The 25,562-nt window shown below is 59.0% G+C and carries 22 protein-coding genes; 11 read left to right on the forward strand and 11 right to left on the reverse strand.

Going from position 1 to position 25,562, the window contains the following annotated elements:
• Nucleotides 1-10: 10 nt before the first annotated feature.
• Both LOY43_RS13440 and LOY43_RS13445 read right to left on the reverse strand, forming a co-directional pair.
• Nucleotides 11-1,258: an MdfA family multidrug efflux MFS transporter gene (locus LOY43_RS13440; protein ID WP_095050746.1), complete on the reverse strand. Its 1,248-nt coding sequence runs from the start codon at nucleotides 1,256-1,258 to the stop codon at nucleotides 11-13.
• A 274-nt stretch (nucleotides 1,259-1,532) separates the two neighbouring features.
• Entirely contained in the window at nucleotides 1,533-1,673 is a 141-nt protein-coding gene (locus LOY43_RS13445; protein WP_176471331.1) for a hypothetical protein, read from the reverse strand.
• A 158-nt stretch (nucleotides 1,674-1,831) separates the two neighbouring features.
• Here LOY43_RS13445 and LOY43_RS13450 point away from each other — a divergent pair, with 158 nt between their 5' ends.
• The gene (locus LOY43_RS13450; protein WP_038363103.1) at nucleotides 1,832-2,020 is read left to right on the forward strand and encodes a hypothetical protein; all 189 of its coding nucleotides are present in this window, start codon (nucleotides 1,832-1,834) and stop codon (nucleotides 2,018-2,020) included.
• 18 nt (nucleotides 2,021-2,038) lie between these two features.
• On the opposite strand, the gene LOY43_RS13455 is transcribed toward LOY43_RS13450, so the two are convergent.
• Nucleotides 2,039-2,416: a fe2+ zn2+ uptake regulation protein gene (locus LOY43_RS13455; protein WP_095050747.1), complete on the reverse strand. Its 378-nt coding sequence runs from the start codon at nucleotides 2,414-2,416 to the stop codon at nucleotides 2,039-2,041.
• A gap of 1,737 nt (nucleotides 2,417-4,153) precedes the next feature.
• Between LOY43_RS13455 and LOY43_RS13460 the strand changes: the two genes are divergently transcribed.
• Nucleotides 4,154-6,499: an acylase gene (locus LOY43_RS13460; protein WP_258709834.1), complete on the forward strand. Its 2,346-nt coding sequence runs from the start codon at nucleotides 4,154-4,156 to the stop codon at nucleotides 6,497-6,499.
• 56 nt (nucleotides 6,500-6,555) lie between these two features.
• Here LOY43_RS13460 and LOY43_RS13465 read toward each other — a convergent pair whose 3' ends face one another.
• Nucleotides 6,556-7,557, reverse strand: coding sequence for a FecR family protein (locus LOY43_RS13465; protein WP_258709835.1), 1,002 nt, complete (start codon nucleotides 7,555-7,557; stop codon nucleotides 6,556-6,558).
• A 152-nt stretch (nucleotides 7,558-7,709) separates the two neighbouring features.
• Between LOY43_RS13465 and LOY43_RS13470 the strand changes: the two genes are divergently transcribed.
• Entirely contained in the window at nucleotides 7,710-7,979 is a 270-nt protein-coding gene (locus LOY43_RS13470; protein ID WP_093432877.1) for a PepSY domain-containing protein, read from the forward strand.
• 74 nt (nucleotides 7,980-8,053) lie between these two features.
• Here the strand turns inward: LOY43_RS13470 and LOY43_RS13475 are convergent, their stop codons facing one another.
• Nucleotides 8,054-12,919, reverse strand: a complete 4,866-nt coding sequence (locus tag LOY43_RS13475) for a dermonecrotic toxin domain-containing protein (protein ID WP_258709836.1) — start codon at nucleotides 12,917-12,919, stop codon at nucleotides 8,054-8,056.
• Between the two features lie 228 nt (nucleotides 12,920-13,147).
• Here LOY43_RS13475 and LOY43_RS13480 point away from each other — a divergent pair, with 228 nt between their 5' ends.
• Nucleotides 13,148-14,188, forward strand: coding sequence for an Ldh family oxidoreductase (locus LOY43_RS13480; protein WP_095050750.1), 1,041 nt, complete (start codon nucleotides 13,148-13,150; stop codon nucleotides 14,186-14,188).
• A gap of 198 nt (nucleotides 14,189-14,386) precedes the next feature.
• On the opposite strand, the gene LOY43_RS13485 is transcribed toward LOY43_RS13480, so the two are convergent.
• Nucleotides 14,387-14,704, reverse strand: coding sequence for a YqjD family protein (locus LOY43_RS13485; RefSeq protein WP_007917413.1), 318 nt, complete (start codon nucleotides 14,702-14,704; stop codon nucleotides 14,387-14,389).
• Nucleotides 14,705-14,858: 154 nt separating this feature from the next.
• On the opposite strand from LOY43_RS13485, the gene LOY43_RS13490 reads away from it, so the two are divergent.
• Nucleotides 14,859-15,113, forward strand: coding sequence for a hypothetical protein (locus LOY43_RS13490; protein ID WP_007917411.1), 255 nt, complete (start codon nucleotides 14,859-14,861; stop codon nucleotides 15,111-15,113).
• A 4-nt stretch (nucleotides 15,114-15,117) separates the two neighbouring features.
• Here LOY43_RS13490 and LOY43_RS13495 read toward each other — a convergent pair whose 3' ends face one another.
• Nucleotides 15,118-16,026: a LysR family transcriptional regulator gene (locus tag LOY43_RS13495; protein ID WP_095050751.1), complete on the reverse strand. Its 909-nt coding sequence runs from the start codon at nucleotides 16,024-16,026 to the stop codon at nucleotides 15,118-15,120.
• Between the two features lie 84 nt (nucleotides 16,027-16,110).
• Here LOY43_RS13495 and LOY43_RS13500 point away from each other — a divergent pair, with 84 nt between their 5' ends.
• Nucleotides 16,111-17,034, forward strand: a complete 924-nt coding sequence (locus tag LOY43_RS13500) for a carbon-nitrogen hydrolase family protein (RefSeq protein WP_258709837.1) — start codon at nucleotides 16,111-16,113, stop codon at nucleotides 17,032-17,034.
• Nucleotides 17,035-17,088: 54 nt separating this feature from the next.
• Here the strand turns inward: LOY43_RS13500 and LOY43_RS13505 are convergent, their stop codons facing one another.
• The 4 genes from LOY43_RS13505 to LOY43_RS13520 form a co-directional block, all read right to left on the reverse strand.
• Nucleotides 17,089-17,712, reverse strand: a complete 624-nt coding sequence (locus LOY43_RS13505; protein WP_258709838.1) for a GNAT family N-acetyltransferase — start codon at nucleotides 17,710-17,712, stop codon at nucleotides 17,089-17,091.
• Between the two features lie 53 nt (nucleotides 17,713-17,765).
• Nucleotides 17,766-18,239, reverse strand: a complete 474-nt coding sequence (locus tag LOY43_RS13510; protein ID WP_093432857.1) for an LEA type 2 family protein — start codon at nucleotides 18,237-18,239, stop codon at nucleotides 17,766-17,768.
• Between the two features lie 67 nt (nucleotides 18,240-18,306).
• A complete protein-coding gene (locus tag LOY43_RS13515; RefSeq protein ID WP_034156004.1) occupies nucleotides 18,307-19,773 on the reverse strand; it encodes a nucleobase:cation symporter-2 family protein in 1,467 nt (488 codons plus the stop codon).
• Between the two features lie 216 nt (nucleotides 19,774-19,989).
• Complete coding sequence (locus LOY43_RS13520) at nucleotides 19,990-20,889, reverse strand: LysR family transcriptional regulator (protein ID WP_258709839.1); 900 nt, start codon at nucleotides 20,887-20,889, stop codon at nucleotides 19,990-19,992.
• A gap of 99 nt (nucleotides 20,890-20,988) precedes the next feature.
• Here LOY43_RS13520 and LOY43_RS13525 point away from each other — a divergent pair, with 99 nt between their 5' ends.
• The 5 genes from LOY43_RS13525 (at nucleotide 20,989) to zapE (ending at nucleotide 25,555) form a co-directional block, all read left to right on the forward strand.
• Nucleotides 20,989-22,080: a polyamine ABC transporter substrate-binding protein gene (locus tag LOY43_RS13525; protein WP_258709840.1), complete on the forward strand. Its 1,092-nt coding sequence runs from the start codon at nucleotides 20,989-20,991 to the stop codon at nucleotides 22,078-22,080.
• 16 nt (nucleotides 22,081-22,096) lie between these two features.
• On the forward strand, nucleotides 22,097-23,056 hold the full coding sequence (speB, locus tag LOY43_RS13530) for an agmatinase (protein ID WP_095126277.1): 960 nt from the start codon (nucleotides 22,097-22,099) through the stop codon (nucleotides 23,054-23,056).
• Between the two features lie 250 nt (nucleotides 23,057-23,306).
• A complete protein-coding gene (locus LOY43_RS13535; protein WP_258709841.1) occupies nucleotides 23,307-24,023 on the forward strand; it encodes a YafY family protein in 717 nt (238 codons plus the stop codon).
• Between the two features lie 52 nt (nucleotides 24,024-24,075).
• On the forward strand, nucleotides 24,076-24,417 hold the full coding sequence (locus LOY43_RS13540; RefSeq protein ID WP_095126279.1) for a nuclear transport factor 2 family protein: 342 nt from the start codon (nucleotides 24,076-24,078) through the stop codon (nucleotides 24,415-24,417).
• A gap of 22 nt (nucleotides 24,418-24,439) precedes the next feature.
• Nucleotides 24,440-25,555 carry a cell division protein ZapE gene (zapE, locus tag LOY43_RS13545; RefSeq protein ID WP_095048850.1) on the forward strand — a complete coding sequence of 372 codons (1,116 nt, stop codon included), beginning with the start codon at nucleotides 24,440-24,442 and terminating at the stop codon, nucleotides 25,553-25,555.
• The last annotated feature ends 7 nt before the right edge of the window (nucleotides 25,556-25,562 follow it).

A 25,562-nucleotide genomic window follows, 5' to 3' on the forward strand; every position in this document is an offset into this window, starting at 1 on the left:
CAATATTCCTTTACTGAGCAGAGGCGGAGTCGGGAGGGGTGCGTTGCAACAAACCCTGCAACAGAGGGAGACACATTAAGCCGCTGAAAGCGGCGCAAAGCGCGAAAAGCTCGAGCCTTGCGCCACCGCCGATGGCAGCAATCAGCAAGCCGCCGAGGCCCATCACGGCAATCGAAATCATCCCGACCAGTGCCGATACCAGACCTTTGCTGTCATCACTGGCAAACAGCGCCAACCGATACAGCGCGGCATTGCTCATACCCAATCCGACTGCGTACAACGCCAGGCTGGCGACCACCGGACCGAGTCCGGCGCCAGCCAGTGCGCAGACGATCAGGGCCAGAAGCCCCAGGCAAAAAGGCCAGAGCGCCAAGCGGATCAGTTGCGGCAAGGCGTGAGTGATCAGCAACCGGTCAAGGATCAGATTGCCGACAATCACCGCAGAGAAAATCGGGATTTGCCAGACGCCATATTCAAGCGGCGTCAGCCCGAGCAACTCGATCAGCAGCAATGGCGCCAGGCCGATCCAGGCGATCAGCGGCAGGCTCATCAGCCCCAGCGCCAAACTGGCGGCGAGGAATCGGCGATTGCCGAACAGGGCGCGATAACGCTTGCAAGTCTGGCGCAAGGAGAAACGCACGGCCGGTTGCTTGTGTCCGTCTCGACGGGCGACGCCGACGGTTTCCGGCATCCAGGCAAAAAGCCCCAGCCAGACCATCGACGCGGCCAGACCCAGCCCCAGAAACAATTCGCGCCAAGACAACCATTGCAGCAGCAGAATGCCCAGTAGCGGCCCCATCAAGGGTGAAAGCAGGGCGATATTGCCGAGCAGAGCCATCAAACGCACCGCATCCGCTTCACAGAACACTTCCTGAAGGGCCGGATAACTGACCGCCACAACAAAACCCAGGCCCATGCCCTGCAGCAGTCGCAGTAGATTGAAGGCTTCAATGCTTTCGGTGCTGTAGGCCCCCGCGCAGGCGACCGCAAATAACGCGCAGCCGATCAACAATACCCGCCTTCGCCCCCATTGATCGGACAGCGGCCCAATCAGCCATTGCAGGCAGACACCGCCAAGCAGATAAAGATTGAAAGCGTTCGGTACATGCCGCACATCGGCATCAAGTTCGGTGGTAACGCTTAACATCGCAGGCATGATCAAGTCGCTGGCCATATACGTCAGAAGTTCAAACGCGCTGATCACCAAACAAAATCCGAGCGCTTTTTGCGGCCGGATCTGTATAAGAGTTCTCTGCATAAACGTTCCTGTTAGTGAGTGAAAGGAAGTTGCCAGAGATTAGTTGCAGATGTGCGTCCAGCCTATTGTTTTGCTGCGACATTAGATTTCAAATGCTTGCAACTTATTTAGTGATTTGATTTAGCGCGGCGCACAAGTTAGAGCGATTTATAGAAGCATTTGGCAAAAACAGAAAAGCCCGCAACGGGGCGGGCTTTGTTTGAAGTTAATCGGACTTGTTGATTTCCTGCCACGGTCTGTTCATTGGCAAGCGGGCAGGGCGAACAATCCTGTTCTAGCGATGTTGGTAATAACCAGGGCCACCCTGGTAGTAACGGTGGTGATCGTCATGCCAGCCGCCGTGGGGGAAGATGATGCAGCCACTCAGGGTCAGCAGGGCAAGAATGGGAATCAGCCAGGTGATTCGACGCAGCATTTTGAAAATTCCTCATGGTTACGCCGTCATGAAGCCAAAACTCTTCATCGGCTGTAACATGAGACCCCGATTGCAGCGGCGCATCCCCGTAGAACGGTAAGTGCATGGCATGCAAACGGATACAAACCGGATACATTTCAAAGTTTCAGGAAGCCGCAATGACCCACAAGCAACGCTTGATTTATTCGATTCTGATCGCCGTGTCGGTCCTGGCCATCATGCTCGGCCTGTCCTGGCTGCAAAATGCCGGCATGATTTCGGAGAAGACGTTTCAGTTCGTCGCCATCGGTGTGGCGGTGATCGTGGTGGTGATCAACGGCGTGATGCGCCGCAAGGTCAAGCCTTGACGGCGATGGCTGCACGCTTCAATCGTGGTTGAGGACAGCTGCGGCCTGTGGATGCAGGCTGTAGCTCTTATCTTCATTGAAGGTGATCACGCCTTCGGCGCACAGGCGCTTGAGCACCTCACGCACACTGAGGAAGGACAGCGGAATATCCAGGTCTAGCAATTGGCTGTGGACACCGCGCACGCCGAGGCGCCGCTCGCTTTGTGCGGCGACCAGCAAGGCGTCGATGACTTTCAGGCGAATCAGGCTGGTGCGCAGCCCGAAACTTTTCAGCAGCAAGCGGATGCGTTCGTTACCGTGACGCTCGACGCGTTGCCCGAAATCGCTCGCGTGAGGGCTCATGGAAACTCCTTTGGGTGCCTGGCTACCGTCCGTTGGTAGTTGCGAGTTGTACATGCGATTACTCCTTTTCAGAGTCTGATCGGGGTGGTTTTTTTGCGCTCTCTAGAACAAGACGTATCAGCACGACAAATCATGAAAGAAAAAATGTAGAAATTTTGTCGGGGATTTGTCTTTTCCTTGTGATTGCGGGTTGGCCTTGGCGGCCTTTGGGCCGACCAGGTTCTTTGGGTTTTGGGTGTATATCCGTTTTTTTGGGTGTTGCGGCTGGCGGTTTCGCTCTTACAGCGACTCACTTTTCCAGACGCCGAAAAGTAAGCAAAAGGCTGGGCCCCGGCGTTCGGCCCACTCGCTGGGGCTCGGGGTTCCTTCGCTCCGGGATCGATCCGGGCGCAGCGCCTACGGTTTGCTTCGCTGCACCTCCTCTCGCTGTGTTTGGCTTCGCCAAACGGTCGCTGCGCTCCCACCCCCGGATCAATCCCTCCACTCAGCCTGCCGAAGGGGCCAGCACGGCAAGATCAAGAGCTGCAGCCGAGCTAACGCTCATCCTGTGGAGTGGTGAGGGGCGGGGTGTGGTTGGGTTTGGTCACCTCAGATCAGTTCCTTCTCCCTCCGGGAGAGGGCCAGGGTGAGGGGCTTTTGATCTGCTTCTGGATTTGAGTTCGGCTCGGCATTTCACGTGGGCGTAACTCTGGCAATCACCTCGGTCAGTTCCTTCTCCCTCCGCGAGAGGGCTAGGGTGAGGGGCTTTTGATCTGCGTCTGAATTTCAGTCCAGCTCGGTATTTCAAGTCGGCGTAACTCTGGCAATCACCTCGGTCAGTTCCTTCTCCCTCCGCGAGAGGGCTAGGGTGAGGGGCTTTTGATCTGCGTCTGAATTTCAGTCCAGCTCGGTATTTCAAGTCGGCGTAACTCTGGCAATCACCTCGGACAGTTCCCTCTCCCTCCGGGAGAGGGCTAGGGTGAGGGGCTTTTGATCTGCGTCTGAATTTCAGTCCAGCTCGGTATTTCAAGTCGGCGTAACTCTGGCAATCACCTCGGTCAGTTCCCTCTCCCTCCGGGGAGAGGACTAGGGTGAGGGGCTTTTGATCTGCTTCTGGATTTGAGTTCGGCTCGGTATTTCACGTCGGCATGAATCTGGCAATCACCTCGGTCAGTTCCCTCTCCCTCCGGGAGAGGGCTAGGGTGAGGGGCTTTTGATCTGCTTCTGAATTTGAGTTCGGCTCGGTATTTCACGTCGGCGTAACTCTGGCAATCACCTCGGTCAGTTCCTTCTCCCTCCGCGAGAGGGCTAGGGTGAGGGGCTTTTGATCTGCGTCTGAATTTCAGTCCAGCTCGGTATTTCAAGTCTGCGTAACTCTCGCAATCACCTCGGACAGTTCCCTCTCCCTCCGGGAGAGGGCTAGGGTGAGGGGCTTTTGATCTGCTTCTGAATTTGAGTTCGGCTCGGTATTTCACGTCGGCGTAAGTCTGGCAATCACCTCGGTCAGTTCCTTCTCCCTCCGCGAGAGGGCTAGGGTGAGGGGCTTTTGATCTGCTTCTGAATTTGAGTTCGGCTCGGTATTTCACGTCGGCGTAACTCTGGCAATCACCTCGGTCAGTTCCTTCTCCCTCCGGGGAGAGGGCTAGGGTGAGGGGCTTTTGATTCTGCTTCGGGGATTACGTGGAGAGCCTAAATTTTTTCCTCTGACTTCGTTTCTTGGACAGGCTCATTGCGCGTGGACGCGTGGGTGTTTCCAGAGCGGATCCGTGCCAGCGCCGGGTTCGCTCTTTGGCATGTCGATCAGGAGCGAGCGTGATAATTTCCAGACAGTTAATGGGACTGACCTTGGCCGGCGTGGCTTTCGGGCTGAGTTGTTCGGCCTATGCGTTCAGCCCGGCCACGGATGTCAGCGCCGATATTCGCCGTACCGCTTTTGGTGTGCCGCATATTCGTGCGCAGGACGAGCGAGGGCTTGGTTTCGGCATCGGGTATGCCTATGCGCAGGACAACCTCTGTCTGCTGGCCAATGAGATCGTGACGGTCAATGGTCAGCGTTCACGCTACTTCGGCCCGGACCAGTTCACCGTCGAGCAGCGTGAAAACCGTGTCAGCGATGTGTTCTTTACCTGGCTCAACACACCGGAAGCGGTCAAGGCGTTCTGGCAGGCGCAACCTGCGCAGGTGCGTGATCTGGTCGAAGGCTATGCTGCGGGCTACAACCGCTATCTGGGCGAGCGTCGTCAGCAAGGCTTGCCGCCACAGTGTCAGGGCGAGTGGGTGCATGAGATTGCACCGCAAGATCTGGTGAAGCTGACCCGCCGTCTGCTGGTCGAGGGTGGTGTCGGGCAGTTTGCCGAGGCGCTGGCTGGGGCTACGCCGCCGCAGGCGAGCGCGGTGATCGAACACGATGTGCAGGCCTATCAGTTGGCCGATGCGCGTCAGCAGCGCTTCGCTCTGGACCGTGGCAGTAACGCTGTCGCGGTGGGTGGCGAGCGCTCGTTCAACGGGCGCGGGATGTTGCTCGCCAACCCGCATTTCCCGTGGGTCGGTGGCATGCGCTTCTATCAAATGCATCTGACCATCCCCGGCAAGCTCGACGTCATGGGCGCTGCCTTGCCAGGCTTGCCGATGATCAATATCGGCTTCAATCAGCATCTGGCGTGGACGCACACGGTCGATTCGTCGAAACACTTCACTTTGTATCGTCTGCAACTCGATCCAAAGGATTCCACACGCTATATGCTCGATGGCCAATCCTTGCCGCTGAACAAGCAGGCCGTGACCGTGCAGGTCAAACAGGCCGACGGCCAGGTGGTGCCGGTTTCGCGTGATGTCTACAGCTCGCAGTTTGGCCCGATCGTGCAGTGGCCGGGCAAGCTCGACTGGGACAATCAGTTCGCCTACAGCCTGCGCGATGCCAATATCGACAATGATCGCGTGCTGAACCAGTGGTACGCGATGAATCAGGCGTCCACGCTTCAGGAACTGCAGAATTCGGTACACAAGATTCAGGGCATTCCGTGGGTCAACACCCTGGCCGTGGATGACAAAGGCCAGACGCTGTACATGAACCTGTCGGTGGTGCCGAACGTCAACGCCGAGAAACTGGCCAAGTGCAGTGATCCGCGTATCGGCACGCAGATGATCGTGCTGGATGGCTCCAACAGCGCGTGCGCATGGGACATTGATCCGCAAGCGGCGCAGCAGGGTATTTATGCTTCCAGCCAATTGCCGCAACTGCTGCGCAAGGACTTCGTTCAGCACTCCAACGACTCGGCGTGGCTGGCCAACCCGGCGCAACCGCTGACCGGTTTCTCGCCGCTGATCAGTCAGGATGGCCAACCATTGGGCTTGCGCTCCCGGTTTGCTCTGGATCGCTTAAGCACGCTGAGTAAAAAAGGCCCGCTGGCGGTGAAGGATCTGCAGCAGATGGTGATGGACGATCAGGTGTACCTGGCGACTCAGGTGGTGCCGGATCTGTTGAAGTTCTGTGCTTCTGACCTCGGTGTCGATGCGCCAGCGCTGAAGCCGGTTTGCACCAGCCTTAAAGCTTGGGATGGCCGTGCCAATCTTGATTCGGGTATGGGCCTGATGCATTTCCACAACATCATGCAGGCCTTGCAGGCTTCGCCGGATGTCTGGCGTGTCGCGTTCGATCCCAAAGATGCGCAACACACGCCGCGCGGTCTGGCGGTCGAGCAGCCAACCGTGGCCAAGGCACTGCGTGAGGCCATGTTGGCATCGGTCGAGTCGAGCACAAAAATGGGCCTCAAGCCGCAGACCCGCTGGGGGGATATCCAGGTTGTCAGCAGCGGCGGGCAACAGACGCCAATTCACGGTGGGCCGGGCACGTTGGGCATCTACAACGCTATCCAGAGTGTGCCGCGTGAAGACGGCAAACTCGAAGTGGTCAGCGGCACCAGCTACCTGCAAGTCGTGACCTTCGACGAAAAGGGCCCGCACGCCCAGGGGCTACTGGCGTTCTCGCTGTCGAGCGATCCGGCGTCGAAGTATTCGCGGGATCAGACCGAGGCGTTCTCGAAGAAACAGTGGAGTGTCCTGCCGTTCACCGAACAGCAGATTCAGGCTGACCCGCAGTATCAGGTGCAGACTGTGCGCCAGACACTGGACAAAGTGGGGAAGGTCGCCACTCAGTAAACCCGAGCGTCAATTACGTTGAGCCAGAGGGCCGCATCCTGCAAGGGGTGCGGCCTTCAGTTTTTTGGCGGTTGTTGCGGTATCGAGTTGATCACCGGGTTACCTTCCTTGTTACGGGTCAGGTAGACCGGCAGCACTTTGGGCAGGCTGTTGGCGAGATTGTTCAGCTCTTTGATGTTGTAGATGCCACCCACGCGAATCGTACCGGTGCTGTTATCCGCCAGCTCCAATGGATTGCTCAGATAACGGTTGATCAGAGGCAGTGCTTCGCTCAGTGCCAGGTTATCAAGTACCAATTTGCCGTTGCGCCAGGCCAGCGAGGTATCACCAGGGTAGGTCTGGCTGATCTGGGGCATGTAATCGCCTTGTTTGTAGCGCGCCTGCATCGACGGGCCGAGGCGCAAACCATCGCCCGGCAACGAGCGATTGCTGGCGACCAGCACCGAACCTTCGATCAGGTTCACACGCACTTGGTCCTGATACATCCAGACATTGAAACGCGTCCCGGTGACGCGAATCCTGCCTTCGCCTGCGCGGACGACAAACGGGTGGGCCATGTCGTGGCTGACCGTAAAGAACGCTTCACCTTTTTTCAGGGTGACGCGGCGTTCGTCCTTGTAATTGCTGAAGGTCAGATTAGTGTTCAGGTTCAGTTCGAGTTGGCTACCGTCACTCAGCGTGACCTGGCGGACAGTATCGGTAGCGGCGAAATGCTGATAGCTGTTGGGCAGCCAGCCCAGATTCCAGCCGGTGTACGCCGCCAGCGGCAGGGCGAGCGCACAGACGCCGGCCGCTACAGCGAGTTGACGCCACGAGCGCGAAGCCTGACGGGCTGGCATAACCGGAACGGATTCAGGGCGCGGCAAATGTTCGGCCACCTCCCAGATTTCCAGCATGGCCTCGTACTCGAATGCATGCAGGGGATGAGCGTCGTGCCATTGCTTGAATGCACGACGTTCAGCGTCCGTGCAGTCATCGGCGTGCACCCGCATGCACCAATGCGCGGCGGCATCGGTGATCGCATCGTATTCGGCTTCCGAGAGAGTGTCTTGGGTCATTGACTCGTCCTGATTTCGCCCATTCTAACCTTGTCGGGAAGTGACCGAGAACAACCGTCATGGCATTTACCCATCAAAGTGGAACTTATTTTTCCCTCAGGCACCCAAAAAGCAGGACGACCAAGACCACTATCCACAAATGGAGAAAACAAATGATCAAGAAGACATTCGCAGCGTTGATTGCCACGGCCGGTTTGCTCAGTGCTGGCGCAGCATTGGCCGATCGGCCGGGCGCTGGCTGGGTCACCATCGAAAAAGCCATTGAGATCGTCAAGACCAAGGCCGGTTACGTCGAGGTTTACGAGATCGAAGCCGACAACGACGGCTACTGGAAAGGTGAAGGACGCAAGGCGGACGGCGTGGTTTACGAGTTCCGCATCGACGGCGCATCGGGCAATATTTTGCGCGATCAGAAGGATTGATCACGCGGTAAATACTCAGTGTGTTCTTAAAAAATGCGCCGGCCTTAGACCGGCGCATTTTTTTGTCCAGGTGGTCACGGTGACGCTTGCACTGAATCCGCCTGGCTTGAAGTCGGCGCCGGCAACGGTATCGGCGCCGTTGGCGGATCCAGTTGTCTGCCCATTTCGCTGATGAGTAAGGCGATCGAGTCAGCGTTGGCCATCAGCACTTCGATGCGTGCTTCATCAGCGAGCGGATTGCGAAAGGCTTTACGTGCCTCTGCAAGGTTTCTGGTTTTGGTCAGACTGAGGACTTTTTTGTAGACATCGGCCTGCTCCGGCAACTGATCCAGATCTACCCACAGCCCTTGCTCATTCCTGTTCGCGAATAACTGTTCGGGCGCAGCGGAGCGTGACAAGGATTTACGATAACGTTCCAGACCCGTTTTGAGCTGTTGCCCGTCCGCGGTGGTGGTATCGATAAGGTCGGGGTATGGACTCATCGCCTCTACGGAGACGAAATCTTCGCTATCGTTGATCAAGTGCGACAGTTCGTGCAGCAGCGTGATCGCGCGAGCATGGGAATCAACATTGAACCTGGGCGGCAAGAAAGCGGTGTAGACATCCAGTTTCGGATTGAAAAAATGCTCGGTGAAGTGCACGACTTTTCGCCGGTCTTCCTTGAAGACAAAGGCAACCGTGTCATCGTCGTAGCGCGCATTGAGGCCAGCGAAAAAACGCTCTGTGTAAAGCAAGTCATCCTTTGGGTCCGTCAGTTCGCGGCAAATCGGCAGGATCACCTTCTCGATTTTCTTCAGCAGCATCGGCGTGACCTGTCGCACGTCGAAAAAATCTTTGAGGACCGTTTCCACACGAGTGCCCCCGAGGTTGTCGCGATGTTCGACGAAGTTATACAGGCAATACAACGCGTAGTTTCTTGCCCGGGTAACCGCTTGCTGAATCACGAAGGCTCTGGCGGGATATCGGCGGTTGATCTCTGCCATCCCTCGCGCCTGGATCAGCATCAGAATTGAACAGTGCTGCTCCACTCTGGTTTGCAGAGCCAGGGGCCTCCTCGATCGACAGCGATGCACGGCCTGACTGGCGTGGGCAAGCACCAGTCGTGAGTTTTTCTGCTCAAGCGCCGGCCCACGGCCCCCGTCTTTTTTGCGCAAGTACCAGGCTTTTTCGGCCTGGATCACCGGATAAACCTTGCCGGCAATCGTTGCATATTTGTGCGTGCTGGATGAATCCCCGTAAACCAGCTTATTGCTATCAAGTGTGAGGCTGTCGAGTGCGGTGGTCGTTTCATAAGACTGCAAGTTCGCGCGGGAGGTGGTAATCGGTGGGACTTTTGACCAGCGAGCGGCGGTTTTTTCCGTGGTGTTCGCGCCGGTTTCGGCAACATTTGATCCAGTGGCCTGCGCCCCGGAGGCAAATTCGGCCGTTTGCGCCTCTGCCTCTGTTTCCCAGGACAGCCGACCCAGACTAAACAGGGATAACGCCCCGGCGATAAAGCCTTTCAGAGCGTTGGCCCAATGATGATCCTGAAGGTTTTCGGCGGACTCCTTGAAGTCGTTGTAGCTTTTCCAGAGAAAAAACAACGAGGCGATTTTCCCCGACAAGAGATGGGGAACCAGGCGCACACCGTGACTGAACAGGGACTTCGCGGTTTCCCAATCGGCTTGTGCGTTGATCTGCGGCTGGCAAGCGAGCAGTTGCGGTAGAAGGCTGAGCGTGTCCTTGTGCAAATGCTCCAGCAGATTGCCGGTGATGGGCATGCTGTGAAGTTTGATTTCACTGGTCTTGCCAATCGTCGTGTTCAGCAGATCCTTGAAGACGGCTTGTTGCCCGGAAGGCAAGCGCCGGATGACCAGGTCCTGAAAATGCCCCGGTGTATTCAAGGCCTCGATCAATTGCGCCTCGTCCTCGAATTCACGAAATACGAACCGCGAGTAGGATGCGTAGAGCACGCGTGGCCCTGTATGTCCCGCCCCGGGGCCAATGACATAAAGTCCGAGGGCGTCGACGAAATCGCTACCGGTGGTCTTGATCAATGACAGCGGGCAAGCACTGGCGTGAGCGCCCTCTACGGTGGCGCGCGCTACGCCGTCGGGCATGTCCAGAACCTGGCAAACGTAGTCGAAACCGCTTTGCGACAACTGTTGTTGCAACTTCAAGGCGTGCGCGTGCTGCATCAACTGCCACGGCAACTGACGGAGGAAACGTGCTTTGCTGGTGCGTGCCGGCTCAGTGTCGGATGAGAGCGCCTCGGTGACTTTTCGGGTGTAGGCGGTGGTGATGTCGAGGGATTGCAGCAGTTGCTGAACCGCAGACTGATCGAGCGTTGCCGGCAAAGCGCTGGCGATGGTCGAGGCGACCTTGAACCCGGTGTCCTGCACGATGTTGTAGTGATGCAAGGCAAAATCGAGCAGGTTGCAGGGCGGGCCTGCCAGCGTGAGATTCGGGGTGATCTGGATCTGCTTTGGTTTGAGATCAGTGCCAGGGAATCGGGCGTCGAGCAGTGTTTTCAGCGTCTGCTCCACATGGCTGGCTAAAGCGGGGACGTCGTGGAGAAAATCCTTGCCATCGATAACGCTGCGCCGCACTTCATCCAGCAGTGCCAGTTGTGTGCGTTGTTCTGTGACCGGCGCTATGCGTAACCAGTCAGGGAAGTCCTGCTGGCGGACGCAAGCCCGGGCCAGGTCGATGGCCCGGCGCAAGTTGGTATCGATGGCGGTGTTTGTTATTTGAGTAAGGAAACTGGCGAGTACGTCCTTGTCCGTGATGCAAACGCGTAATGCCTCACAATGGGCCAGGAAGTGTTCAATGGCCGATTGCATGCGATCGTTCAACACGTTGCCTTCAATCAACTGGAACGGGTCCAGTGTGTATTGTTGATCCAGCTGATAGTGCGCCGTTGGCAGATTTTCCAGCAGTGTCTGAGACTGGTTGTTGTTGTCCAGGCGCTGTTGCAGTTGCTTCTGCGCGATGGCGATGTCGTTGAACGATTCCAGACCCATGGCCGGCGTCCACAGGATCGCACGCCCGGAATGCTCGACGTCCATGCCTCCGCGCTCGGTCAATAGTACGCAATGCGCAAGCGACAGTGCATCGGCTTTGCCTGCGCAGGTAACGCTGAGCGACCAGGCATCCGGCCGGAAGCCATTGAGTGACTGACGATCCCTGCGTGTGGCGTATTTTGCATCGAACACGGCATCGATAATCTTTCGCTCGGCCGTCTGCCAGGAACCGCTGAGGTTCCTTATGTGTGCCTCAGCGCGCACGCCATCCTCAAAGGCCTGTGCCAGTTTCCATCGAATACCTTCGAGAAACACGCGTTGTTCGGCGTTGCTCGTGGTCGGCTGATCCTTGAAGTGACTGCCGAGATTCTCCTCGGCGCGTTCAAGCTTTATCGCCAGTTGCCTGGCCTTGTCGGTCTGCACCCGTGACGAGAGCGGCGCACTTGAAAACAACGGTCGGGTACTCCAGCGCTCGTTGACGTCGAGCTTGAGCAGACGTTCATGAATCATCGAACGGATATCCAGCGCTTTGTCGAAAAGCGCATGGATGTCGGTTGTGCGTTCACTCTGGCGGAAGAGCTGCAAGACGAATTCAATGTTTTGCCGTTGTTTGGTGAGGATCGCTTCAAACAGCGTGCTGATGATGTCGCCGCCGATGTTTTCCCCGGATACTTGCGCGTGGGCAAATCCGAGATAGCGATTGCGCTCCTCCAGGTTCATCAGTCCGTACAGCTCGTCTTCATGGCCGGCGGCATTGAGTTTGGCGGTCAGCGTCTGTTTGAGATCGGCGTAGTTGGTGAGGACTTGCAAGCCTTGGGTAGGGGTGTAGAGATAAGCCTTGTCATGGTTGATCATCAGCGACCCGGCCAGTTCGATGTAGGCGGTGTCCTCGCGCAAACACACGGTTTCGAAGTTGGGCCGCCGGGACGCCACATTCGGTTCGCGGATCACGCTGTGCAAGGCGTCGAATTCAGTGGCAGACAGGATTTCCGCTTCGCGCTTGAGCATCAGATCTGCACGCATTTGATCCTTTAACGCCTGGCTGAAGTATGTGCGCCTGGGCGAGCCCTCGAATGCCGCGGCATTCCAGTAGGCCTCTAGCTGTCGAAACAGCAGCATGGTCAGTCGTCCCGATGCGGACTTGATCGCATCGCCCCAGGCGGTCTGGTCAGCCGCCTGGCTTGCGCGGGCCGAGTGGGAGAATTCCGCTGTCTGGCCGCGCGGCCAGCCCTGACGGCGAAAGTGCAGCAGCAGCGCTTCACTCAATGACAGCGAACTGACCCATTGCCTCATCTCCGCGGACATCGGGGCGCTGTCGAGGTAAAAACCGACGCGGGTGCGCGACTGCGGTAAATCGCCAAAATGCGGTTCGAGCAGTTCGCCGAGAATGTTCTCCAGCAAAGTGGCGAGCGACGGCAGACGTTTCAGCTCATCCAGCACATCGCGGGCGCAGGTGTCCTGAGACTGGCTGATCGCCGCTTTTTGATCGTCAAACACATCACCTTCGATGGTTTCGCGGGTGAGGGTGATGCCGCGTTTCTCTACCAGTTCCTTGCGCAGCAAGACACTGAGAAAGGCCAACAGATCATCGGTTTCTTCAGCGTTATCGAGGCGTGTTTGCAGCGCGTCCATCAGCGTCTGGTAATCGCTGTATTTTTTCAGACCGTCGTAAGGTGTGTACAAAAACACGCCATGGTCGTCCGGCCCAGTGCCGAGAATAAAACTGCCGGGCAGGGGGATGGCGAGTTGCTTGTCGGCGTTTAGCAGAATGCGTTCGGCGAGCATGGGCGGGGTTTGTTCGCTGCGCAGGGCGTGGGTCGCCAGTTGCACATGTGCGAGCCAGCTGAAATCTTTGCTGTTGAGGCCGTGGGTCCGACCCAGGCTGGCATGCCGGCCCGGGGATTTGAGTATCTCGGGGAATAGCAGGAGGCTGGACATCATTGGAACTCTGAACGGGGCGCCGTGGGCGGGGAGTTCAAGAGTAGGTACGCAGGTCGCTGTGCAGGCGGTACATAGTTACCGCACACGTCGAGTTGAAATGTGCCATGAGCCAACGCCCGTCATCGCCAATCCAAGGGTTGACAGCCGACAGCTGTGGCATGGTTAATCGGCGGGCAAGTCGTCCGTACGCTGTTGTTCCCTCCAATAATCATTCTGGAGCTTCAGATGTCTGCGCCACACGATCATGTGTCCTCTGCTGTCTCGTCCTCGTTGTCTCTTGAAGCGCTGACGCAACTGCTTGAAACGATTTTTCTGCGCCACGGCACCTCCGCCGAAGTCGCCCGAGTGCTGGCCGCCAACTGCGCCGGCGCCGAGCGCGATGGTGCCCACAGCCATGGCGTGTTCCGCATGCCCGGGTATGTCTCGACCCTGAACAGCGGCTGGGTCAACGGCCAGGCGGTGCCGCAAGTCGAAGATGTCGCTTCCGGTTTTGTGCGTGTCGATGCTGGCAACGGTTTCGCCCAACCGGCACTGGCCGCCGCCCGGTCGTTGCTGGTGGAGAAGGCGCGTAGTGCCGGGATTGCCGTGTTGGCGATTCGCAACTCGCATCATTTCGCCGCGTTGTGGCCGGACGTCGAGCCATTTGCCGACGAAGGGCTGGTGGCGCTGAGCGTGGTCAACAGCATGACCTGCGTGGTGCCGCACGGCGCCGACCGGCCGCTGTTCGGCACCAATCCGATTGCGTTCGCCGCGCCACGGGCCGGCGCCGCGCCGATTGTCTTCGACCTGGCCACCAGCGCAATCGCCCATGGCGACGTGCAGATCGCTGCGCGCAAAGGCGAGCGGTTGCCCGCCGGAATGGGCGTGGACAGCCTCGGTCAGCCGACTCAGGATCCCAAGGCGATTCTCGAGGGCGGGGCGTTGCTGCCGTTCGGTGGGCATAAAGGTTCGGCGCTGTCGATGATGGTTGAGCTGCTGGCGGCCGCATTAACGGGAGGGAATTTTTCTTTCGAGTTCGATTGGGCCAATCATCCCGGGGCGAAGACGCCGTGGACCGGGCAATTGTTGATCGTCATCGACCCGAGCAAAGCCGCCGGGCAGAGTTTTGCCGAGCGCAGTGGTGAGCTGGTGCGGCAGATGCACAGTGTCGGCCTCAAGCGGTTGCCGGGCGATCGCAGGCATTGGCAGCGCAGCAAGTCGCTGGCTGAGGGCATTGTGCTGGATGCACAGACGCTGGCGCAGTTGCGTGAACTGGCGGGGGCGTGATCAAAGATCAAAAGCCCCTCACCCTAGCCCTCTCCCCGAGGGAGAGGGGACTGACCGCGGTGAATGGGGGATGTGCGCCGACGTGAAAGATCGAGTTGAGCTCAGGTTCTGAAAGCCCGGAACTGGTTCAAAGCCGGCAAAAATACGCAGGCATAAAAAAGGCGAACCCAGCGGGTTCGCCTTTTTTGTGTGCCTGACTCAGCGACGGCCGAGCAGCAAGCCAACCACCAGACCGAAACCGGCGGAGATCGCCACGGTCTGCCACGGATGACCGCCAATATAGCTCTCGGTGGCATCGACCGCCGGTTTGGTGCGATCACGTACGCTCGACACCGAATCCAGCGCCTGTTGCAGTTTCAGGGCGATTTGTCCGCGCAGCGTTTCCGCTTCCTCGCCGACCAGTGAGGCGCTGCTCTTGAGGAGTTTGTCGGACTCTTGGATCAGAGCCTGAAGTTCGCTGAAGGCCTGATCCTTGATTTGATCTTCGGCGGCTTGCACGGCGGATTTGCGGGCCATTGGGTGACTCCTTGCAGTTGAATGGACAGTGATCAATGGAGTGTGGCGCTTGCTGAAAAGTTGCACTGAATTTAGGTCAGAAATAAAAACCTGCGCGGGAGATTTCCGTCGAGCGTGTAAGATGTCGCCATTTTACGCAGCAGGATAATTCCCCATGAGTTTCAATCTGGCCGACAAGTCACTCGCAGAGCGCGCTGCGCTGGAAGACGAGAAATCCCGTCTGTTCGAACTCTGGCAGAACAATCTGGGCAAAGCCAAAGGCGAAGCCGCGCGTTTGTTCGGCGAGCGCGGCAAGCGCAAAGGCAAATGGGCCGAGTGGGTCCGCGCGGAACTGGACGGCATGTCGCCACCAGAATTCGCCAACATGGTGCGCAGTGAAGTCAATCGCCTGATGGCCGCGAACAAGTAACGCTTCAGGTGAACGTCGCGGCAATCGCTTCGCGGACTTTGACCACCACCGGATCGATCTGCGTGCTGGTACGCCAGCCCAGTTCGATCGGATAACGCGGCAGCTTCAGCGGGCAGGGCAGCAGCGCCAGGCCGCTGAGCTCAGCAATACTTTCGGCGGCATGCGTCGGAATTGTCGCCACCGCCCGACTGCCCTTAAGCAAATACGGCAGCGCGGCGAAATGCGTGGTCGACGCGCAGACCCGTCGAGTCAGGCCCAGCGTCGCCAAGCCCTCATCGGTGATGCCGATAAAGCCGCCGGACGACACCAGGATGTGCTCGCGGTCGACAAACTCCTCAAGATCGATCTGCTGCTGACCGGGCGCAAGGCTCGCCGGATCGACCAGACATGCATAACCGCCTTCGCCCAACACCTGACGGCTGAGCAAGCGCTCGGCAAAGCCTCCGGCCGTAATCGCCAGATCGATGCTGCGCTCCATCAGCGCGCGGGCGACGATCTGGCTATGAGTCTGACGAAAGATCAGGCGCAACTTCGGAGCGCTGCGGGCAATTTCCTCGATCAGGCGGCGACCGTAGGCAATTTCGAAATCATCCGACAGTCCTACGGTGACCGAGCGGCCATCGTACTGGTTGGCCGCCGGGTCGACCATCGCCAGGCTTTGCCGGCACTTGTTCAGCGCTTCGCTGACCACCGGTTTCAATTGATTGGCTTTGAGCGTTGGTGCCAGGCCGCGCCCGGTACGCACGAACAATTGATCGCCGTAGACCTCGCGCAAGCGGCGCAGCGCCGCACTGACCGCCGATTGTGTCACCCCCAGTCGCAATGCCGCGCGGCTGGCACTGGACTCTTCATGCAGGGCTTCCAAGACTTTCAGCAGGTTGAGGTCGACCGTGGCGATATTCATTTGGCTCATATCATTCAGCAGTGAATGGGGCTTTATTCATGATCGCGTGGCGCCGCAGAATCGGCAACCACTGAACCTCATGGAGTTATAGCGATGGCCAAATCAATTGTTGCTGCGCTGCAAATCGGCGCTTTGCCCGAAGGCAAAAGCGCGACCCTGGAGCAGATTCTGAGTTGGGAGGGCGCGATCATCGAGGCTGGCGCGGCATTGGTGGTGATGCCGGAAGCGCTGTTGGGTGGTTATCCGAAAGGCGAGGGCTTCGGCACGCAATTGGGTTATCGCCTGCCCGAGGGGCGCGAAGCCTATGCCCGATATTTTGCCAATGCGATCGATGTGCCGGGTGCCGAAACGCAAGCGCTCGCCGGTCTGTCGGCGCGCACCGGGGCCAATCTGGTGATCGGCGTGATTGAACGGGCTGGCAGCACGTTGTATTGCACGGCGCTGTATTTCGATCCGCAGGCTGGTCTCGTCGGCAAACATCGCAAACTGATGCCCACCGGCACCGAACGGTTGATCTGGGGCAAGGGCGACGGCTCGACCTTGCCGGTGTTCGACAGTCAGGTTGGCAAGCTCGGCGCGGTGGTGTGCTGGGAAAACATGATGCCTCTGCTGCGCACGGCGATGTACGCCAAAGGCATCGAATTCTGGTGCGCACCGACCGTCGACGAGCGCGAGATGTGGCAGGTCAGCATGCGCCACATCGCTCATGAAGGCCGTTGCTTTGTGGTCAGCGCCTGTCAGGTGCAAGCGTCACCGAATGAACTGGGCGTGGAGATTGCCAACTGGCCGGCGGATCGCCCGTTGATTGCCGGGGGGAGCGTGATTGTCGGGCCGATGGGCGATGTGCTGGCAGGGCCGTTGCGGGGTGAGGCGGGGTTGCTCACGGCGCAAATTGACACCGATGAACTGGTGCGTGCGCGCTATGACTACGATGTGGTCGGGCACTACGCGCGGCCGGATGTGTTTGAGCTGTCAGTGGATGAACGGGCCAAACCTGGGGTGCGTTTCAACACATAACCCACTGGCTGACACAAAAACTGTAGGAGTGAGCCTGCTCGCGATAGCAATCTGTCAGTCAACGATTATGGTGTCTGGCAGCCCGCCATCGCGAGCAGGCTCACTCCCACAATGGATTTTTTGTCTGCGGGGGCAGTGGCGCGCCAGCCATTCTTCCCGGGAAATTTCCCAGATTTCTCGTGGAAAACGCCCACCGACGAAATCATCTTCATCGGTCCGGATCAAGCGCATCCCGGCGCGCTCCGAGAGTCTGCGCGAGCCGGTATTCGGCGCCGCTTTCGGCACACGCATCAGCGGGCGTTGAAGTACGTTGAACCAGTAATCGGTCACCGCTGCGCTCGCTTCGGTCATAAAGCCCTGACCTTGCCACGCCGGTGTCAGCCAGAATCCACGGTGGTTGTCAGTTTGATCCATCAGGCTGATGTTGCCGATCAACTGTTCGGGAGCGGACTTGCGGCGAATCGACCAGTGCCATTCCTTGCCCGACGCCACGGCCGGCAAGGCAACATCGCGCAAATAGGTGAGGGCGCCGTCCTCGGGATACGGCCATGGCACCGCCGCGTTCAGATAACGCACCACATCCCAGTGGGGAAACAGTTGCTGCACGGCGTCGGCATCGGCCAGTTGCAACGGGCGCAGGATCAGTCGTTCGGTGTACAGCGTCGGTGTGTCTTCCATAAACCTGCAGCCTCCCTGAATGCCTTTAATGAACGGAGCAGGCTAACGCATTTTTACCAGGTCGCGGCAGTGGCCTTGGGCAGGCTGAGCTTGCCGCTGTCGACAAAGCGCATGGTGCCAAACAGACCTCCGGCAAGCTTGCCGCGCAGCACGTAGGGCAGGTTGTCGAGGGTTTGTGTCTGGCTCAGGCCCAAGGTCTGGCGCAGTACCGAGAACGCCGAGATGCTGACCGGCACGCTGACAATGGTTTCGGAGAAGCGTGGGATCGAACCGCTCTGATCGCTGACACCCGAGGCCAGTGAATGACCGTTGACCTCCAGATCCAGCGCGATGCCGTTGTAGTCGATGGCCGTCTCATTGGGGTTCTGTACGCGAATCTTGATGGCGAAGCGCACTTCCAGATCCTGGCTTGGCAACGGTTCGAGGCCGACTACGTTGATGTTCACCGGATCACGGTTGGGGAATAGCGCACAGGCGCTGAGGGACAGCAGAAGCAGTGACAGAATGACGGCTTGAAAACGGCGCATAAACGGTCTCTCAACAAAAAAGGGCTGAACCGTCGCCGGCTCAGCCCTTTCTATTGAAGGCCAGACGTTAGCGGTTCAACTGTGCGACAGCCGCCGCTGGGGCAGGTTCACCTTTGGCCGGCATGTCCGGGTTTTCCATGACCTGAAGAATAGAAGCTTCCGGGTCGAAATCGTCTTCTTCCAGCTCAATGAATTCTTCCGGCAGGAAGATGTTCAGCACGATAGCGCACAACGCGCCGACGGTGATCGGCGATTCGAAGATGTTGCGCAGCGCTTGCGGCAGTTCGCGCAACACTTCCGGCACTGCCGCGATGCCCAGGCCCATGCCCAGCGAAATCGCCACGATCAGCATGTTGCGCCGGTGCAGGCCGGCTTCGGCGAGGATCTTGATCCCGGCCACCGCCACAGTGCCAAACATCACCAGTTCGGCGCCGCCGAGTACCGGTTTCGGCATCAGTTGCAACACCGCGCCGATCATCGGGAACAGCCCCAGCAGCACCAGCAGACCGGCAATGAAGAAGGCCACGTAACGGCTGGCCACGCCGGTGAGCTGAATCACGCCGTTGTTCTGCGCGAAGGTCACCATTGGCATGCTGTTGAACACGGCGGCCATGGCCGAGTTGAGGCCGTCGGCGAGCAGGCCGGACTTGATCCGCCGGATGTAGAGCGGGCCTTTGACCGGTTGCCGGGAAATCATCGAGTTGGCGGTCAGGTCACCCGCGGCCTCCAGCGGCGACACGAGGAAAATCACCGCCACTGGCACGAACGCCACCCAGTCGAAGTTGAAACCGTACTTGAACGGCACTGGCACGCTGACCAGCGGCACCTCTGGCATCGAGGCGAAATCCACGGTGCCCATCAGCCATGCGACTACGTAGCCAAGGGTCAGGCCGATAACGATCGCGCCCAAGCGCAGAAACGGCACGTCGACGCGGTTCAACACGACGATGGTGCCGATCACCAGCGCCGCCAGAAACACATGGCTGGCTGCGCCCAAGTCAGGCGCGCCGAAACCGCCGGCGATGTCGGTCATCGCCACTTTGATCAGCGACAGCCCCATCAGCGTGATGATGGTGCCGGTGACCACCGGGGTGATCAACATGCGCAGTTTGCCGATGAACTGGCTCAGCACCACCTCGATGAACGCGGCAAAAAAGCACACACCGAAGATCGTCGAGAGGATTTCATCGGTGCCGCCACCGCGCGCCTTGACCATGAACCCGGCGCTGAGAATCACGCTGATAAAGGAAAAACTGGTGCCTTGCAGACACAACAACCCCGAACCGACCGGGCCAAAACGCTTGGCCTGGACGAAAGTGCCGAGCCCGGAGACGAACAGCGCCATGCTGATCAGGTAAGGGATTTCACTTTGCAGACCGAGGGCGCCGCCCATGATCAGGGTTGGGGTGATGATGCCGACGAAGCTGGCCAGCACGTGTTGCAGCGCGGCAAACACTGTGGCGGTCAGGTGCGGACGATCGTTGAGGCCGTAAATCAGGTCGTTGTTGCGCGGGGCTTTTTCAGAGGCGGTCATGGTGTTTTGCGCGCCGCGAGGCGGGGCCGGGTCAGAAAATGGAGGCGCAGAATGCCGGAAGAGGGCGGTAAGGGCAACGAGCAATAACTGCCTGAAAGGTCAGGTTTTATGGGTCGCTATCAGCAAACTCCCCTGTAGGAGCTGTCGAGTGAAACGAGGCTGCGATCTTTTAAGATCAAAGGATCGTCCGATCGCGGCCCGAGCCTGCGGCAGCTCCTACACGAGATTGAATGCGCCCAGTAAATCCTCTTCAAAAGCTTTTTGCGCATCCCCCGGCACCTGCGCCCGATGCCGGGCCAGATGAAAGGCTACTTCGAAACTCAACTCGCCCTCACGAATTGGCCGCAGCAGGCCCTTTTCTTGCCAGCTCCGCGCATAGTGATCCGGCAGATAACCCACATGTTTGCCGGACAGAATAAACGTCAGCGTACCCTCAACCTGCTCCGAGCGCGCCGAGCAGACCTTGCCCTGAAACGGCTCGTCACTGCGAAAAAATCGATAGGGGTGATCGACCCGGTCGCAGGCCTGCAACGCGGCATCGCTGGGTGCGTCATCAGTGAACAATGGATGGCCGGCAGCGCAGTACAAATGCTGGGTTTCGCTGAACAACTGGCGATAGTCGAAGGCACTTTGCACCTGCGAAAAATAGCCGATCGCCAAGTCCAGCCGCTGTTGCAACAGCAGCCGTTCCATTTCGCCGGGCATGGCGCTGATCAGTTCGATGCGCACCGACTCATCACGCTCGCGAAAACGCCGGATCGCCGCCGCCACCCGTTGCAGCACCGACTGATCGACCGACTCGGAAATCCCCAGGCGCACTTCACCGATCAAGCGCCCGGCGACGCCGTTGGATTGATGGCGGAACGTTTCAATCGATTCAAACAGCGTGCGCACCGCGATCAGCAACTGCTCGCCCTTGGGCGTGACACTGAAACCGCCCTTGCCACGGCTGCACAGACGATAGCCGAGGCGAGTTTCGAGTTTAGCCATTTGCTGGCTGATGCTCGACTGGCTCAGGCCCAGATCACCCTGGGCTGCGCTGAAGCCACCGCACTCGACCACCCGCACAAACAGGCGCAACAGTTGCAAGTCCACATCGTGGAGTTGACCCAACATCACATTACTCCTGGATAAAGTCAGGATAATTATTCGACAATTTTTCTAATGTATCCGACGGCGCATCCTGCAACCACTTCCTCTGGTCAGGTGTTCGTCATGGCTCCCGTGTTCAAGCTGTGTTTCCCCGCGCTTTTGTTGTCGGTGGCTGTTCAGGCTCAGGCCGAGGACAAGACACTCAATCTCTACAGCTGGGCCGATTACGTGCCGCCGCCAACTCTGCAACGGTTTGAGCAGGAAACCGGTATTCATGTGCGTTACGACACCTTTGATACTTCCGAGGTGCTGGAGACCAAGTTGCTCACCGGCGGCAGTGGTTATGACGTGGTGGTGCCGTCGTCCAGCGTTCTGGCCCGTGGACTTGCGGCGGGTGCCTTGAAAGAAATTCCTCATGAGGGCCTCAAGGGCTACGCCAATCTTGATCCGGATTTGCTGGAGAAAATGGCCGCTGTCGACCCCGGCAATCGCTATGGCGTGCCGTACACCTGGGGCACGCTGGGTCTGGGCATGAACGTCGAGGCCGTGAAGCAGCGTCTGCCTGACGTACCGCTGAACAGCCTCGACCTGCTGTTCAAACCGGAGAACGCCAGCAAGCTCAAGGACTGCGGCATCGCGATCCTCGATTCGCCGCAGGAGGTCATCGGTCTGGCCCTGCATTATTTGGGCAAGGATCCCTACAGCACCGACAAAAACGACCTGGCCGCCGCCGAGGCGTTGTTGCAGAAACTCCAGCCGTCGGTGCTATATGTCGCCAGCGGCCGGCAGATCAATGACTTGGCCAGCGGAAACGTGTGCCTCGCGCTGACCTACAACGGCGACGCGAGCATGGCCGCTGATCAGGCACACAAGGCTAATAAACCGTACGAAGTGGCCTACCGCATTCCCAAGGAAGGCACGCTGGTGTGGCAGGACAATCTGGCCATTCCCAAAGACGCGCCGCACCCCGAAGCCGCACGGGCGTTCATCGAATTCATGCTGCGCCCCGATTCCGTGGCCGAACTGACCAACACACTGTTTTTTGCCACCGCCAACCAAGCCGCCACGCCGTTGGTGGATGAGGCCGTGCGTAACGATCCCGACATCTATCCGCCGAGCGAAGTGCGCGCGCGGCTGTATGCCGATCGCAGCATGAGCCTCAAAGACATGCGTCAGCGTACGCGTCTGTGGACCACTTTCCGTAGCCACCAATAACCACAGGAGCCCCACGATGGATGTGCCTATGCAAAACGATCAGGCCATGACCCGCGACAGCCTCTACGGCACCGCCGCCGAAAGTACTTACGCCGGCATTACCAGTTTCATGCGTCGGCGCTACAGCCGTGACTTGCGCGGCGTCGATGTCGCGGTCAGCGGCGTGCCGTTCGACACCGCCACCAGCAACCGTCCCGGCGCCCGCTTCGGACCACGCGGGATTCGCGCCGCTTCCACCGGGATTGCCTGGGAACGCCACTGGCCGTGGACGTTTGACCCGTTCGATCATCTGGCGGTCATCGATTATGGCGACTGCGATTTCGATTTCGGCGCGCCACACAGCATTCCGCAAAGCATCGAAGCTCACGCCGAGCACATTCTGACCGCTGGCAGCGCGATGCTGACGTTTGGCGGTGACCACTTCATCAGCTACCCGCTGCTCAAGGCCCACGCGCGCAAACATGGGACGTTGTCGCTGATTCACTTCGATGCGCACAGCGACACCTGGCCGGACGAAGAGGGCAAGCGGGTCGATCATGGCACCATGTTCTGGCACGCCGCTCGGGAAGGGCTGGTGGATCCGGCAAGCTCGGTGCAGATCGGCTTGCGCACGACCAATGACGATCATATGGGGTTTCAGGTACTCGATGCCCGGCAGGTGCATCGGCGTGGTTGCGACGCCATTGTCGAAGCCATCCGCGCGCGGGTTGGCGATAACCCGGTGTACCTGACGTTCGATATTGATTGCCTCGATCCGGCGTTTGCACCGGGCACCGGCACGCCGGTGTGCGGCGGCTTGAGCACCGCGCAAGCGCTGGAGATTCTTGGCGGTTTACGCGGCATCAATCTGGTCGGGATGGACGTGGTGGAAGTCGCCCCGGCTTACGACCACGCCGACGTTACCTCACTGGCCGCTGCCACACTGGCGATGGAAATGCTCTGCCTCTACGCCGCCCGCCACAAGGTTGATATTTAACCCGCGCACCATAACCCCTGTGGGAGCGAGCCTGCTCGCGAAGGCGTCAGTTCAGCCAACATCTTTGTTGACTGACCCGCCGCTTTCGCGAGCAGGCTCGCTCCCACAATGGGATTTTATTCCCTCTCGATATTCCGCTACCCCCAAAAGAGCAGGCTTGATCAACCTGCCTTCTCACATTGCTCCTGCCAGTTTCTGACACCAGCCTCTGCTAAGCTCGAACATCTTTGCCCTCCAGAGCCTGCCCAACGTGTCGCGTACCACTCGTCTTTTGACTTTGCTGCAAGTGCTGCGCGGCAAGAAGCGCCCGGTGACGGCGGCAACCCTGGCTGCCGAGCTGGAAGTGTCCGAGCGCACGCTCTATCGCGATATCGCGGAACTGACCGCCCTCGGCGCGCCGATCCATGGCGAGTCGGGGATTGGTTATGTGTTGCGCAGCGGCCTGTTTCTGCCGCCGCTGATGCTCAATGCCGACGAAACCGAAGCCATCGTCCTCGGTTTGCGTTACGTCGATCAGCGCGGTGACGAAGTCCTGGGCAAAGCCGCGGCGGATGCGCTGGCGAAAATTGCTGCCGTGCTCGATCCGCAGGCTCAGGAAGCGCTGCGCAATCCCACCGTGATGCCGGGCCCGCCGGGTTATGGTTTTCCGCAAAACGCCGTGCCGTTGAACGTGTTTCGCCATGCCATCCGCGACCAGGCCAAACTGCACATCGATTACGCCGACGCGCAACAGGTGCCCAGCCAGCGGTTGATCTGGCCCTTGGCGCTGGGCTTCCTCAACGAGGTGCGAATCATCGTTGCGTGGTGCGAATTGCGCAGCGCCTATCGTACGTTTCGTACCGATCGGATCAGCGCGGCCAGCCGCCAGGGCGAGGGTTATCCGGGACGGCGCAGCGACCTGTTGCGCACATGGCGCGAGCAGATGCAACTGGATGAAAGCGGGCGTTTCACTCCTGACAAAAACTGACGCAACGCTGTTTTAGGATGGTCGCAGAACCAAACAAAAAGGAGCTGCAACCATGTCTCATCCCGTCTCTGCACTGGCCCCGGCGATTGCTGCGTATATCGATGCGGCCAACGCACGCGATACTTCCAGGGTCGCCAGTTTTTTTGCCGAGGATGCCAACGTGTTCGACGAGGGCCAACATCAGGTCGGCCCGCAAGCCATCGCGCAATGGATGCACGACACCGGGCAACGCTATCAGCCAAGGGTCGAAGTGCTGGACGTGCAGCAGCGCACCGGCAAAGTGCTGGTACACGGGCTGATTTCCGGAACCTTCCCCGGCAGTCCGGCGCAGCTGCGCTACACATTTCGCTTGAACGAGCAGGGGAAAATCGCCCGACTGGACATTTCCCTGTAACCATCGTGGCATACTGCCGCGCATGACTTTCGACTCTCCTCTCAGCGCCTGGCAACACGCCGTCCAACACAAGGGCTTCGTCCAGGATGAAGCCCAGGAACACGCGGTCTGGGCGTTGCAAAAATGCCATGAAGCGCTGCACGCCGGGGCCGGTTCGGTCAGCGGCGTTTATCTGTGGGGGCCGGTCGGGCGCGGCAAGACCTGGTTGATGGATCAGTTCTATCAGAGCCTGCGGGTGCCGGCGCGACGCCAACACTTTCATCACTTCATGGGCTGGGTGCATCAGCGTTCATTCCAGTTGACCGGGATTGCCGATCCGTTGCGCGCGCTGGCCAGGGAGCTGGCGGCCGAGGTGCGGGTGCTGTGCTTCGATGAGTTGTTCGTCAACGACATCGGGGACGCGATCATTCTCGGTCGGTTGTTTCAGGTGATGTTCGACGAAGGCGTGGTGATCGTCTGTACGTCCAATCTGCCGCCGGATGATCTTTACGCCGATGGCTTCAATCGCGACCGGTTTGTGCCGGCGATTGCCGCGATCAAGGCGCATATGCAGGTGGTTGCGGTGAATGGCGCCGAGGATCATCGCTTGCATCCGGGGACGGGCCTGCAACGCTACTTTGTCGCCACATCTGCAGTCAGTGCGCTGAACGAAGTCTTTCAGGCATTGACCGCCGGCCAAGCAGCCAGCGCCGAACCGGTGGCGGTCGGGCATCGCCAGTTGAACGTGGTGCAGGCCAGTGAAACGGTGTTGTGGTGCCGCTACGCCGATCTCTGCGAGCAACCGTTTGCCGCCATGGATTTCATCGCGCTGTGCGACCGCTACACGGCTATTCTGTTGAGCGAAGTACCCAATCTCAGTGCGCAGAAACGCGAAGGGCGGATCGCGCGTGGCACTGAAGATGGCGCGCAGCGGGTAGTTGCGGGCGACCGTGAGTTGCCGCAATTGTCGGTTCACGACGACGGCGTGCGGCGTTTCATTGCGCTGGTCGACGAGTGCTACGACCGCAAGGTGCCGCTGTACATCGAAGCGCAAGTACCCATGGATGCGCTGTACACCGAGGGTTATCTGGAATTTCCGTTCCGCCGCACCCTCAGTCGCTTGCAGGAGATGCAGCTGCAGCGTTTTGCCGAAGCTTGAATGGAAG

The organism is Pseudomonas sp. B21-041, assembly GCF_024748675.1.
Classification (GTDB): domain Bacteria; phylum Pseudomonadota; class Gammaproteobacteria; order Pseudomonadales; family Pseudomonadaceae; genus Aquipseudomonas; species Aquipseudomonas neuropathica.